We start from the raw sequence: 12,365 nt of genomic DNA, 5'->3' as shown, positions 1-12,365 counted from the left end.
GCGAAGGTGCCGCTGAGTCGGGTGCTTTCTCAAATAAGCATGAAAATTGACGAGGTCGGGAAATGACAAACGGTAGTGTGGCAGCGGACACGCGTCGGCAAGAAATGCACGCGCGCGGAAATCGCAGTCGGTTCTCTCATCGGCATGTGGCGGCAGCTTTGATGGCACTTGCCTTATTCGGCTGCGGCGGCGGAAGCGATGATGCATCCACCAGCGGCACGACAACGCAAAGCAGTAGTGGCAGCGCACCAGGCACGGCACAAACGGGCACCGGCTCCGGCGCTGGCGACGTTAAGCGGGTCATGGGTACGGACACCAACGCTTCCGCCGCGATTCTCAGCAAGATGGGCAGAACGGGGCGTGTGCAGATCGGCTTGGGTTCGGGGCAGTCGATCGCCGATATGCAGGCCCAGGGCATTCGTCCTGACATTGTCGACGTCTACCTCGTAGGTGTTGGGTCAGGCGCCTGGACTTCGTGGAACAGCCCCACCGGCGCGTACGTGACCTATCAGGCCAAAAACGCCATCAGCTATGGCGCGACCCCGATGTTCACGCTCTACCAGATGGCCCAGCGCGGCGACAGTAACCTGAGCGGCATCAGCGATGCGAGCTTCATGAATGACTACTGGTCGCAGGTGCGCACGATGTATGACCGCATCAACGAGCTCGACACTGCGGTGCTGGTCAACCTGGAGCCGGACTTTTGGCCTTACGTCTATGCACAGGCGCCCAACCACGACATGACGCAAATGCCTGCCGTGCTCAATAACCAGCCGGAATGCAGTTGGATGGCGAACACCGCCGCCAACATCGGCAGCTGTCTGGTGTCGATGGCGCGTTGGCATGCGCCCAAGGCGCTGATTGGCTTTCCCCCGGCATTCTGGAATGCCACGCCAGACGTCTTCGCAAAGCAAATGCAGCTCGTTGGTGCGGATCGTGCCGATTTCATCGTGGCGCAGACAAGCGACCGCGACGCCGGCTGCCTCGAAGCCGCGGCCGTTGGGGAATGCATGGGCCGCAGTGGTCCGTTCTACCTGGACGAGAACAACGTCAACACGCCCAATTTCCACCAGCAGCAGAACGCGTACTCGGCCTATCGTGACGCACTGGGCAACGGGCTGCCGATTCTCTGGTGGCAAACGCCGTTGGGTGTGCCTTCCGACACCCCTGGCGGCACGCCTGGGCACTACCGAGACAACCACGTTGACTACATGCTGCGCAACACGTGGGAGTACGGCGGCATGCACACCTTTGCCATTGTGTTTGGCGGCGGCGGTACCTATTCGACGAACATCAACACCGACGGCGGCCAGTTCGCGCGCCTCTTCGGTCAGTACCTGACGTCGGGTGGCGTTGCAGCGATGTAACTGTCGGTCGGAGGGGCGTATTGGCGCCCCTTTTTATTACCGAGGAAGTTGGCCAACAGGCCGGCGCCAGTGGTGGAACTGCCGGCGCCAACCGTGCCAACGGTGAGGTATCGGCAGCGGGTGCCAACCCAACCCGCGCCCCTCAATCCCCCTAATTCACCAACGTAGTGATGCTCTTCGCCGGCAGCGTAACGGTGAACACATTCCCGCTCACGCTTAGCGGCTGCTGCTGCTCAAACGTGGCAGTCGCAGTCGTCCGGTACGGAGTCAGGCTGGTCACCGTGCGCCCCGCAGGGTTGATCGACGTCGTCAGGGTGACGTCCGTGGCGTTCTCGTTCACCAGCACCACCACGGCCTTGTTGACGCTCGCACCTGCAGGCGTGCCAAACGCAGAAACACGCACGCCCTTCTGAGGCAACGCGGTGGTGTCGTAGCGCACGTAGCCGGGGCGGATGAAATACGCAAAGTGCTTCAGGCCAATGCCAAAGTAGGTGGGCTTGTTGTCCGAGCCGATCAGGCCGGTGGGCTGGGCATCGTTGGAGTTGACCAGCCACCAGTAGACATACGCGTTGTACTGCCCCAGCGTAAAGCCGTCGTGGATCTCCTTCGCAATGGCAATGGCATCGTCAATGCTGGTCAGCCAGGCCGTCTTGTTGTCGGCCTTGTTGACGGAGTCCAGAAAGTGTTCGGTCATCCATACGTCTTTGCCCAGCTTCCGGGCAGAGGCCGGGTAGGCGGGCACGCCGCCGTACAGATGCCCGCCAATGATGGAGATGTTGCCGGCCGCATTGGCATCACCCAGCAGCGTGTCCACCGTCGCCTGAGAAAAGTAGAAGGATTCCGGTGCCATCAGCTTGGCCGTGGTGCCGGCAACGGCCTCGGCGCCATGGCCGGCGGCCCACACTCGCATTTCGTCGGGGCTCCACAGGCAGGATTCGTAGGTCGCCGGGTCCCAGTCCGGCTCGTTCTGCAGTGACACGGCGTAGAGGTTCACGTTGCGCGTGGCGGCATACCGGACGTAGCTGTTCAGGTATTTGGCGTAGTCGGCGTACCGCGCAGGGTCCAGGCGTCCGCTATAAAGCGGGTTCGTGCGGTCTGTGTTGACGATCTTCATGCTGGCCGGCGGCGTCCACGGCGATGCAAAGACGAGTGCACCGCGTGCCTGGGCGGCGGCGCCGTTCGCAAGCTCCGCCGTCCATTGGGTGGTGTCGGCCGTCTGGGTCGTGGTGTTCCACTCAGCGGGCGCAATGCGCAACCGCAGGATTGACAGCCCTAGGCTGTCGGTCAGGCTGCTGCCGAACAGCGCGTTCACGCGGTCGTCCGCCATCTTTGTGTAGTACCAGGCCGCCGAGCCGCCGAACCCCTGGATGGTTTGTTTCGCACTGCCAAAGTTGATGGCTGCGGCCGTGGCGGCGGGTTTGATGCTCAGCGTCGTGCTGACCATGGCCGTGCGGTAGTGCGCGCTGTCCCTCGGCACGAACGTGGCCTGCAGGGTCACGCTGCCGGCGGTGCTGGTGGTGGCGGAACTCAGCGGTGCGCCATCCGCTGTGGTGTATGAAGCTGGGTCTACCGTACCCCCAATGCCGTACAGCGCATAAGGCGCGGTGGAAACCTGCGCAGGCGTCAGGGCAGAACCCTGCAGCACGGCGGCCGGCAGATCCCACCGCACCGGCGGCTCGGCCTTGTTGACGGTCAGCGTCCGCACGGCGGTGGTGGTGGCGTACTTGGTCGTGTCCTGCGGCGTGAATGTCACCGACAGGGTTTGCGTGCCCACCTCCGGCTTGGTGCCAACCGCGGGTGAATAGGCGAAGGTGCCGGGCACGTTGGCAGTCGCGTTCAACTGCGCGGTGCTGAGCGCCGTTCCCCATGCAATCGATGCGGGGTTGAGCCAGGTGATCGTTGGTGTTGGGGTTGGGGTCGGCGTGGGTGTAGGCGTAGGGCCCGGCGCAGGAGTGGGTGTTGGCGCAGGCGTCGGTGTCGTGGTCGGCGCGGGCGTCGGCGCTGGGCTGGCTCCAGGGGTTGACGCAGACACGGGCGCAGTCGTCCCCGTAGTGGGCGAGTCAGCAGGCGTGTCGGCCGAGCCGCCACCACAAGCCGCCAGCCACAGGCTCAGCAAACCGACCGCCATGCTCCGCGCGAAGGGGTGATGCCGGTCTTGCGGCGCGCTCGTTCTTCTCAACGTCAACAACATGTCTTGGCTCTTTTTTTGATGGGTTACGCGCGGCAGCCACCCCCTACGAAAGTGGGGTGCTCCGTTTGGCACACGCGGTATCCCACGTCGCCTCGGCGCGCGTCAAGGCAACGGCGGGGTTGGTGAGAGTTCTTGAACATCTCCATGGCTTGTCGTTGTGATCAAGCGGGCCACGCGCACCAAACCTGCGCTGCCCGCAAAACGGCCTTGGCGGTCTGCAACCCGGCCTGCGCATTCATCTGACGTGTGGCCCTCGCTGTTGCGCTTGGCACTGGTGCGCGGGCAGGGCATCCCAAATCGGTGCGCTCCGCACCAACTCCAAGCGGCGGACGCCCGCATCCAGTAGCGCATGCCTTGTTCAGGCGCACAGCCCAGGCAATCAACCTCCCCCAGCACAGCCAAGAAAGCGGTTTGATGCTGCATGGCACAAAACTCGCATAAGCCGTGGGCGACCGGTCAGACCACGACCGTGTCTTTCTCCAACTTCGGCCCATGCACAGCATTCCTTCCTCCGTCGCACAAACGCTGCAGCAACGCATCCTGAGCGGCGATTACCCCAGTGGCAGCCGCCTGCCGCCGCAGCGTGAGCTGGCGGAAACGCTGGGCGTGAGCCGCGCGTCGTTGCGCGAGGCGCTGACGGTGCTTGAGACGCTGGGCCTGGTCGACATCCTCCCGAGCCGGGGCGTGGTGGTGCGCGGTACGCAGGCCAGCGCCGAGCGCATGCATCGCCCGTTTGCCACGCCGGCGCTGGGCACCTTGTCGCCGCGTCAGTTGATTGAGCTGCGTCTGGTGCTGGAGCCCGGCTGGACGGCGCTGGCCGCCGCGCGCATGCATGCCGCCGGCCTGCGCCACCTGCAATGGCTGCAGCAGCAGTTGGCCCACGCGCTGGAGCGCAATGACTTGCTGAGCGCGGCAGAGGCGGACTTGCACTTCCACGTGCTGCTCGCACAGTTGTCCGGCAACCCGGGCCTGATGGCGATGGCGGGGCAGTTGGAGCACGCCATTGGTCACAGCCTGCGCCTGCCCTTTGCCCGCAACGGTGCAGACGACCACCCCGCGCACGAACACGACGCCATCGTGCAGGCCGTTGCCGCGGGTGATGCCGTCGCCAGCGCAGAGGCCATGCGCGCGCATCTGTTGTCGGCCGCGCGCCGCAGCGGCATCGACTTGAGCGCGCCGCCTGCCACGCCCGAACCCATGCAGCACGAACCGGTTTCGTTTCGCCTCGCCTCGATTTCCTGAGTTTCCTGAATTTCTTGAAGGAGTTTTTGAATGATCCGCACCCTTGCTCTGCAGCTGTCGCGCCACACCTCGCGCCGCACCTTCTTCCACGCCGTCATGGCGGCCAGCGCGCTCGTCGCGTTGTTGCCGGGCCGCCCGGCCCATGCCGATACGCTGGCCAACATCCAGAAAGCCGGCGTGATCCGCGTGGCCATCCCGAATGACTTCCCGCCGTTCGGCTCGCTCGGTCCGGACCTGAAGCTGCAGGGCTATGACATCGACATGGCCGGCCTCATCGCCAAGGAACTCGGCGTCAAGGCCGAGCTGGTGCCCGTCACCAGCACCAACCGCATTCCGTTCCTGACCACGGGCAAGGTGGATGTTGTCATCTCCAGCCTGGGTAAGAACGCCGAGCGCGCCAAGGTGATCGACTTCTCGCAGGCGTATGCGCCGTTCCCCAAGAGCGTGTACGGCCCGAAGGATGTGTCGATCAAGGCGCCGGCTGACTTGGCCGGCAAGACGATCGGCGTCACGCGCGGCTCAACGGAAGATCTGGCCCTCTCGGCGCTGGCCCCGGCCTCGGCCACCATCAAGCGTTATGAAGACAACAACGCCACCGCACAGAGCTACCTGATCGGCCAGGTGCAACTGGTCACGCTGGGCAACATCGTTGCCAACGCGGTAAACGAGCGTACGAAGCTGCGCCAGCTCGATGTGAAGTTCCCCGTGGAAGACACGCCTTGCTACGTGGGTGTGGCCAAGGGCGAGCCCGCGCTGCTGGACAAGGTCAACGCCATCATCACCAAGCTGAAGACGGATGGCCGCCTGAACGATCTGTCGCAGCGCTGGATCAAGATGCCGCTGCCGGCCAAGATGTAAGAACCGCGCACGCCTTCGCAACACAGGCCCGGCGCGCGCTTAGGTGTGCTGGGCCACGGATGACCTCCATGGCTTATCAATTCGACTTTGGCGCTGTCTTCAGTTACAGCGGCCAGCTCGCGCAGGGCGCGGCCTTTACGCTCGCGCTCACGGCGGCGGGCGCGGTGCTCGGTGGCGCCATCGGCATTGCTGGGGGCGTGTGTCGCGCCTGGCGCATCGCCCCGTTCAACGCGCTGTTCAAGGTGTATGTGGAGGGCATCCGCAACACGCCGTTTTTGGTGCAGTTGATGTTCGTGTTCTTCGGTTTGCCGTCGCTGGGCGTGCAGATCAACGAATGGCAGGCGGCATTGCTCACGGCGGTGGTCAACCTGGGCGCGTACATCACCGAGATCGTGCGTGCGGGCATTCAAGAAACGCCGCGCGGCCAGTTGGAAGCGGCCAATGCCTTGGCGATGAGCCGCTGGGCCATCTTCCGGCATGTGGTGCTGCGCCCGGCGCTGCAGAAGGTGTGGCCGGCGCTGAGCAGCCAGATCGTGATCGTGATGCTGGGCACGTCGGTTGTCTCGCAGATTGCCGCGCAGGATCTGACCTTTGCCGCCAACTTCATCCAGTCGCGCAACTTCCGCGCGTTTGAAACTTACCTGGTGGTGACGGCGCTGTACTTTGCGCTGGCGCTGTTGCTGCGTCAGTTGCTGGCCTGGATCGGGCAGCGCTTTGTCGTGGGGCGCCGCGCGCCTGCAACATCGGCCGCACCGCTTGCCACCACCAACGCAGCCGCCCCAACTGGAAACGCAGCATGATCTCCGACATCCCTCTGTTGCCCATTCTTCTCAAGCTGGGGGAAGGGCTGCTCGCCACGCTCATGCTGTCGCTCATGGCCTTTGCGCTGGGCGGCACGGCGGGCCTCGTGGTGCTGTTTGCCCGCGTGGGGCGCAACGCCACGCTGCGGCGCGTGAGCAAGGCGTACATCCAGCTCTTTCAGAACACGCCGCTGCTCATGCAGATGTTCATCGTGTTCTTTGGTGCGTCCATGGCGGGATTCGATATGTCGCCCTGGACTGCCGCCGCCATCGGCCTGACGCTGTACACCAGCGCCTATCTGGCCGAGGTCTGGCGCGGCTGTGTCGAGGCCATTCCGCGCGGCCAGTGGGAGGCGTCTTCCAGCTTGGCGATGGGCTACTTCCAGCAGATGCGGCACGTGGTGCTGCCGCAGGCGGTGCGCCTGTCGATTGCGCCCACCGTGGGGTTCTCCGTGCAGATCGTCAAGGGCACGGCGGTGGCGTCCATCATCGGGTTTGAAGACCTGTCCAAGCTGGGTTCGGTGCTGGCCAATGCCACCTTCCAGCCGTTCCTTATCTACGGGCTGGTGGCCGTTGCGTACTTCGCGCTGTGCTGGCCGCTGTCTCTCTGTGCCTCTCATCTGGAAAAGAAGCTCTATGCCGCTCGTTGATCTCTGCGCCGTACACAAGCATTACGGCAACAACCACGTTCTCAAGGGTGTGGACCTGCGCGTTGAAAGCGGCCAGGTGGTCGCCATCATCGGGCGCAGCGGCTCGGGCAAGAGCACGCTGCTGCGGTCCATCAACGGGCTGGAAGCCATTGACGACGGCCAGATCGTCGTCGACAACGCGGTGCTCAAGGGCTCGCAGGCCACGCCCGCGCAACTGCGCGCGCTGCGCCTGAACGTGGGCATGGTGTTCCAGCAGTTCAACCTGTTTCCGCACCTGACGGCGGGCGAAAACGTGGCGCTGTCGCCCGTGGTGGTCAAGGGCATGAAGAAGGCCGATGCCCAAGACCTCGCGCGCCAGATGCTGGTCAAGGTGGGCCTGGCCGATAAGTTCGATGCCTATCCCGATCAGCTCAGCGGCGGCCAGCAGCAGCGCGTGGCCATTGCGCGGGCGCTCGCCATGCAGCCGAAGGTGCTGCTGTGCGACGAGATCACCTCCGCGCTCGATCCGGAACTGGTGAACGAAGTGCTGGCCGTGGTGAAGCAGCTCGCCGCCGAAGGCATGACGCTCATCATGGTCACGCACGAGATGCGCTTCGCGCGTGACGTGGGCGATCAGCTCGTCTTCATGCACCAGGGCCTGATCCATGAAAGCGGCCCGGCCAAGGAAGTGTTTGCCAGTCCCAAGACGGCGGAGCTGGCGGCGTTCATTGGCGCGGTGCAGTAAGCGGGGCCTATGCCACCTCTTGCAGCTATTTAGGATTAGGCAGTTTCTCATCATCCCATCTGGTGCCTTCTGACTATTTTGTTGGTGCGCTCAACATAATGGTTAGGGGCGCCAAATCGGTCATCTGTTCAGTAAGTTTTCTCTCCATCTGTGCTTCTTATCTCTCAGCGGCGGCCGGAATTTTATTTGCTTATGCTACCGAAGCCCTGAATTTGGGTCGAAGTAAATGCCGTGAAAATCGCACCGCATTTGCTGCGTTGATATTGAAATCACATTCTGGAGATAAAACATGTCGAACGTTCAGACCGCTGCCACGTCGTGGGGGACAGTGCCGTCGATCCGTGTGTACACGGCCAATGGGGGCAAGATCACCGAGCGTTGCTATGACGGGAAGGGGTGGTACACGGGCGCTTTCAGCGAGCCCGGCGATAACGTCTCCGTGACCAGCTGGCTGGTCGGCAGCGCTATCCATATCCGCGTGTATGCAACCAGCGGCAGCACCACCACGGAGTGGTGCTGGGACGGCAACAGCTGGACCAAGGGCGGCTACACTGCCACCAACTGATTTTCTGCAGGCTTGATGGTGCGGAATCCGGAAAATGGGGTTCCGCACAGGTTGGCGTAAAGCGAGAGCGTTCGTTTTGCGCCGATTTGTGTTTTTTTAATGTGCCAGATTTTTAAAATCTGGATCGATCGGTTTATAAAAATAACGCACTTATTGACGGTATGCGTGCCGGGCGTGGGTTCGTTTGTCCGGTCATGCTTTCGTGCGGGGCAGCCCTGCGCGCTATCGTAATAATGCACGCTCCCCCTTTTTCAGCTGTTCAGGAGTTGCCGTGCCGCGTGTAGACGGTTCCAGTTCTTCGGCGGTGCCGCCATCCACAAGCCAGCCATCGGCCAGCCACGCCACCCCGCAGCCTGACGTCAACTTGCACCCGCGCCCAATGCGTGCGCGTACGGGCACGTTGGCCGATCTGCCGGTACCACGTGCAAATGCACCTCGCGTGCAGGCAGGTGGCATTGCCGTGGCGGTGCCAGCGCGCGGCCGCGTTGCTGCCACGCTTGATCGTGTGCGTGGTGCTGGTCAGGCGTTGGCCAATGTGGGTGCGCAGGCCGCGCGTGCGGGCGCTGCCGTGGGGCAATACGCGCTCCACAGTCCGTTGGTGGCGGGCGGTGTTGGTGTCATTGCCGTCAGCACCTACAACATGCATCGCGCGGAGCAACGCAATGACATGCAGGCCTTTGCGGATTCGCAGGCCATGGCGCGGCTGGCCGCGTTGATGCTGGGCGTGCGGCTGGCTTATGTCACGGTCAACCGGCTGTTCCGAACGCCGGCCCCCAGCCACGCCAACGCGCAAACGATGTCCGATGCTGTCGACATGCTCAACGGCCTGGACGGCGTAGACATGACCGCAGAAACCGGCCGCCACACGTTGTACGTTATCGACCATCTGCAAGACATTGCGTTGCTGCCCCGCTATGACTTGCACCCTGCGGTGCGCGCGGCAGTGCGGCAGGCGGGTGACAACCCGCAGCAACTGATTCGCAATCTGGTGGGGGTGCTGACAGCCAATCCGCCGGTGTATTCGTCGCGTCGGCCACCGCCGGGTGCGCCCCAGGCGCCAGCGCCGTTGGTGCCGCCGCCGGCGCTGGCACCGCGGGGCGTGAGCCGTGAGACGCTGCACCGCGCGGTCGACATGCTCATCGGCTTTGCGGGAGCAGAAGAAGACATGACCGCTGAAACTGGGATCCACACCCAAGACGTCATCGACCACCTGCAAGACATTGCTGCCCGCCCGGCATCGCTGCACCCGACCGTGCGCGGGGCAGCCCTGGCGGCCGGCGACGATGCTCAGCAATTGGTGCGCAACCTGGTGGCGATGATGCGGCAGGACCCGTCCATCCTGCCTGCGCGTCGGCAAGCGCAGACGCAATAGCCAGGCGGCAATACGGCAGCAACAGGGCGGCAACAGCGCGATAACAGGGCGGCAATACGGCAAGCGGCTCGGGGTGTCTGCGATAATTCCGCACCCCCATCTCCCCGCGCGTTCGCGTCGTCCCATGGTTGTCCGCCCCCATCTGCACTGGTTCCGCATGCTTCTGGCATGGCGCGGTTCGGTGCTGCCGCAGCTTCTGCCGCGCCTGTTCTTGATCTTCTGTGTGTCGTTGGTGGCCATTGCGGTGCATGCGCACCTGCTGCCCATCTCGGTCAACCTGAGCACCACGCCGTTCTCGCTCATTGGCATCGCGCTGGCGGTGTTCCTGGGTTTTCGAAACAACGCCAGCTATGACCGCTATTGGGAGGCGCGCAAGCTCTGGGGCCAGTTGCTCAACACGGCGCGCTCGCTCACGCGCCAGGCACTGACGTTGCCGCGTGGCGATGGTCCGAACGGTGCCGTGGCCGATGCCGACGTGCGCGAGTTCGCACAGGTGCTGGGTGCGCTGCCGCACGCGCTGCGCCATCAGTTGCGCCATACCGATGCGCGCGAAGACCTCGCCGCCCGTCTGCCCGCACCGTTGCTCGAACGCGCGATGGCCTCGCGCTACCAGCCCATCGCCATCGTGCAGTGGTTGAGTGAATGGGTGCAGCGTCGCGCGCAAGCCGGTGCCCTGGATGCGTATGCCGCCCTGGCGTTCGATCGCAACCTGAACGAACTGTCGAACAGCATCGGCGGGTGCGAGCGCATTGCCGGCACGCCGCTGCCGTTTGCGTACTCCGTCATGATCCACCGCACGGTGTACTTCTTCTGTGCGGCACTGCCGTTCGGGCTGGTGGAAAGCATCGGCAGCTTCACGCCCGTGTTTGCGGTGTTCGTGGCGTACACCTTCATGGCGCATGAGGCCATCGCCTCGCAGCTCGAAGACCCGTTCGGCACGGAAGACAACGACCTCGCGCTCAATGCGCTGTCCAACACGATTGAAGATGCCGTGCGCGACATCATGGGCGAGCCCAGCCTGCTGCCGCCGCGTGCGGGTGTGCGACGCGGGGTGATCTTCGATTGATGCCGCGGTTGCGCCGCAGCGCTTAAAGGGCCATCGCCAGCGGCTGCGCCCACCGCTCCAACGTGGTGGCGCTGCCGTGCACCGCACCGCCAGATGAATCCGCGTTGCCCGCCAGCAGGGCGCTCAGTTCCACCCCGAACAGGCTCGCGCATGTGTCGTTCAGCGTGCGTACGTTGCGCAGGCCAGCCCGCCGGGCCACCGCGTGCAGCGCTTCGGCGTCCACTTCGGCTTCCGCTTCGGCATCGGCACTGCAGCGCATCTGCGCCAGTTGGTACAGCGCCCACGCGGCGCGTTGCTCGCGCACCAGGGCATGCAGCGCTTCGCCTTCTGCAAACAGACGTGCACGCACCTGGCGCGGGCAGGCCTGCCAGCACTCGCTGAGCAAGGCCGCTTTCCACGCCTGCGCGGGGTGTTCGAACACCAGCGTGGCCAGTGCGCGCGCCCAGGGCTTGTCATGCTGAATGGCGACCATGCGCGGGCAGCCGGCGTCGGGCACGGCCTTGAAGCTGATGGCGCATGGCTGCCATACGGTGCCCGGTATCTCGCAGCCGAAATGCGCGAAGGCGGGCACAACAAATGGATCACCCGGGCGCACTTCACGCCGCCCGTTGGCATCGCGCAGGCACGCGCTGCCCCGCTCGGCCTGCACGCGCACCGCGAACGGAAAGCGCAGGCGCGAGAGACGGACATGGGCACGGCTGATGAGTGGCATGGCTGACCGATAAGGCGGCGGGTGAAGCGCGACTGTCGCAGGATTCTAAGACTGCGTGCAACAGGGGCAATGTCGCTCGGGTGACAGAGTCGGGTGGCGCTTACAGCTCCGACAGGCCGAAGAGCCGCAGCCGCTCAAGGTCGGTCACGCGGATGGTCTGATATGACAGCGCGATCATTCCGCCTTCGGCCAGGCGTTGCAGCGCGCGGTTGACGCGCTGGCGCGACAGCCCGGTCAGCAGCCCGATCTCTTCCTGCGACAGTTCCAGCACGCTGCTCGTGCGCGGGTACAGCGCCGGGTGGAACAACTGCGCAATCGCTTGCGCCACGCGCGCATCGGCGCTCAGCAGGCGGTCGTTCTGCACGGTGGCAATGAACTGGCCCATGCGTTCGTTGAGCTGGCGCACGACAAAGCTGGCAAATGGCAGGCTCTGCGCAAGCAGCGTGTTGAACACGGGTTCGGGCACCAACAGCACTTGCGAGGTGCGGATGGCTATCACGTCATAGCGGCGGTCTTCGCGCTTGATGACGCTGCCCTCGCCGCACCAGCCGCCCGCGGGCACGCCTGAGAACGTGCAGCCGCGCCCGTCGGAGGTGTACACCGCCAGCTTGATGAGGCCGGTGTCGACGCCGATCCAGTAGCGAGACGGCTCGCCGCGCCGGGCAATGAAGGCGCCGGGCTCGAATGCCTGCAGCAGGGTTTCTCGCGCGGCCAGGGCCTGGTGTTCAGGCGCCAGCGCGGTGAACCACGCGTGGCCTTCCAGTTGTGTGGCGGGCGTGGGGGCGCGGGTTGCATTCATGGCAGGCGTTGCACTCGGT

Annotated in this window: 12 protein-coding genes; 9 read left to right on the top strand and 3 right to left on the bottom strand. The window is 64.3% G+C overall.

The window, feature by feature from the left end:
* The first annotated feature begins 302 nt into the window (after positions 1-302).
* A complete protein-coding gene (locus ACCD03_RS13365) occupies positions 303-1,367 on the top strand; it encodes a hypothetical protein (RefSeq protein WP_316678683.1) in 1,065 nt (354 codons plus the stop codon).
* A gap of 151 nt (positions 1,368-1,518) precedes the next feature.
* Here ACCD03_RS13365 and ACCD03_RS13360 read toward each other — a convergent pair whose 3' ends face one another.
* Positions 1,519-3,207, bottom strand: coding sequence for a hypothetical protein (locus tag ACCD03_RS13360; RefSeq protein ID WP_413411946.1), 1,689 nt, complete (start codon positions 3,205-3,207; stop codon positions 1,519-1,521).
* An 843-nt stretch (positions 3,208-4,050) separates the two neighbouring features.
* Here ACCD03_RS13360 and ACCD03_RS13355 point away from each other — a divergent pair.
* The 8 genes from ACCD03_RS13355 (at position 4,051) to ACCD03_RS13320 (ending at position 10,835) form a co-directional block, all read left to right on the top strand.
* Positions 4,051-4,800 (top strand): FadR/GntR family transcriptional regulator, encoded by a 750-nt coding sequence (locus ACCD03_RS13355; protein ID WP_325651039.1) that lies wholly within the window; start codon positions 4,051-4,053, stop codon positions 4,798-4,800.
* A 30-nt stretch (positions 4,801-4,830) separates the two neighbouring features.
* Positions 4,831-5,658 (top strand): transporter substrate-binding domain-containing protein, encoded by an 828-nt coding sequence (locus ACCD03_RS13350; RefSeq protein ID WP_413411945.1) that lies wholly within the window; start codon positions 4,831-4,833, stop codon positions 5,656-5,658.
* A 68-nt stretch (positions 5,659-5,726) separates the two neighbouring features.
* Positions 5,727-6,458 (top strand): amino acid ABC transporter permease, encoded by a 732-nt coding sequence (locus ACCD03_RS13345; RefSeq protein ID WP_413411944.1) that lies wholly within the window; start codon positions 5,727-5,729, stop codon positions 6,456-6,458.
* Positions 6,455-7,108: an amino acid ABC transporter permease gene (locus ACCD03_RS13340; protein ID WP_037031833.1), complete on the top strand. Its 654-nt coding sequence runs from the start codon at positions 6,455-6,457 to the stop codon at positions 7,106-7,108. The genes ACCD03_RS13345 and ACCD03_RS13340 overlap by 4 nt, the downstream gene beginning before the upstream one ends.
* Positions 7,095-7,832: an amino acid ABC transporter ATP-binding protein gene (locus ACCD03_RS13335; protein ID WP_102064220.1), complete on the top strand. Its 738-nt coding sequence runs from the start codon at positions 7,095-7,097 to the stop codon at positions 7,830-7,832. The genes ACCD03_RS13340 and ACCD03_RS13335 overlap by 14 nt, the downstream gene beginning before the upstream one ends.
* A 289-nt stretch (positions 7,833-8,121) precedes the next feature.
* Positions 8,122-8,397: a fucose-binding lectin protein gene (locus ACCD03_RS13330; RefSeq protein ID WP_045205063.1), complete on the top strand. Its 276-nt coding sequence runs from the start codon at positions 8,122-8,124 to the stop codon at positions 8,395-8,397.
* A gap of 271 nt (positions 8,398-8,668) precedes the next feature.
* Positions 8,669-9,769, top strand: a complete 1,101-nt coding sequence (locus ACCD03_RS13325) for a hypothetical protein (RefSeq protein ID WP_413411943.1) — start codon at positions 8,669-8,671, stop codon at positions 9,767-9,769.
* Between the two features lie 124 nt (positions 9,770-9,893).
* The gene (locus ACCD03_RS13320; protein ID WP_413411942.1) at positions 9,894-10,835 is read left to right on the top strand and encodes a bestrophin family protein; all 942 of its coding nucleotides are present in this window, start codon (positions 9,894-9,896) and stop codon (positions 10,833-10,835) included.
* A 22-nt stretch (positions 10,836-10,857) separates the two neighbouring features.
* Here the strand turns inward: ACCD03_RS13320 and ACCD03_RS13315 are convergent, their stop codons facing one another.
* Both ACCD03_RS13315 and ACCD03_RS13310 read right to left on the bottom strand, forming a co-directional pair.
* Entirely contained in the window at positions 10,858-11,547 is a 690-nt protein-coding gene (locus ACCD03_RS13315; protein WP_413411941.1) for an AraC family transcriptional regulator, read from the bottom strand.
* A 100-nt stretch (positions 11,548-11,647) separates the two neighbouring features.
* The gene (locus tag ACCD03_RS13310) at positions 11,648-12,346 is read right to left on the bottom strand and encodes a Crp/Fnr family transcriptional regulator (RefSeq protein WP_316678662.1); all 699 of its coding nucleotides are present in this window, start codon (positions 12,344-12,346) and stop codon (positions 11,648-11,650) included.
* Positions 12,347-12,365: the final 19 nt, after the last annotated feature.

It is taken from the genome of Ralstonia sp. Ralssp135 (genome assembly GCF_047304345.1).
In the GTDB taxonomy this organism is placed as follows: domain Bacteria; phylum Pseudomonadota; class Gammaproteobacteria; order Burkholderiales; family Burkholderiaceae; genus Ralstonia; species Ralstonia chuxiongensis.
Note: the sequence above shows the minus strand (reverse complement) of the source record. Positions and strands in the feature narration are given on the sequence as shown.

Excerpts from the sequence above, each read along its gene's own strand:
- ACCD03_RS13340 (WP_037031833.1), top strand. The coding sequence starts at position 6,455 with ATGATCTCCGACATCCCTCTGTTGCCCATTCTTCTCAAGCTGGGGGAA.
- ACCD03_RS13350 (WP_413411945.1), top strand. The coding sequence starts at position 4,831 with ATGATCCGCACCCTTGCTCTGCAGCTGTCGCGCCACACCTCGCGCCGC.
- ACCD03_RS13330 (WP_045205063.1), top strand. The coding sequence starts at position 8,122 with ATGTCGAACGTTCAGACCGCTGCCACGTCGTGGGGGACAGTGCCGTCG.
- ACCD03_RS13320 (WP_413411942.1), top strand. The coding sequence starts at position 9,894 with ATGGTTGTCCGCCCCCATCTGCACTGGTTCCGCATGCTTCTGGCATGG.
- ACCD03_RS13335 (WP_102064220.1), top strand. The coding sequence starts at position 7,095 with ATGCCGCTCGTTGATCTCTGCGCCGTACACAAGCATTACGGCAACAAC.
- ACCD03_RS13345 (WP_413411944.1), top strand. The coding sequence starts at position 5,727 with ATGGCTTATCAATTCGACTTTGGCGCTGTCTTCAGTTACAGCGGCCAG.
- ACCD03_RS13365 (WP_316678683.1), top strand. The coding sequence starts at position 303 with ATGGGTACGGACACCAACGCTTCCGCCGCGATTCTCAGCAAGATGGGC.
- ACCD03_RS13315 (WP_413411941.1), bottom strand. The coding sequence starts at position 11,547 with ATGCCACTCATCAGCCGTGCCCATGTCCGTCTCTCGCGCCTGCGCTTT.
- ACCD03_RS13310 (WP_316678662.1), bottom strand. The coding sequence starts at position 12,346 with ATGAATGCAACCCGCGCCCCCACGCCCGCCACACAACTGGAAGGCCAC.
- ACCD03_RS13355 (WP_325651039.1), top strand. The coding sequence starts at position 4,051 with ATGCACAGCATTCCTTCCTCCGTCGCACAAACGCTGCAGCAACGCATC.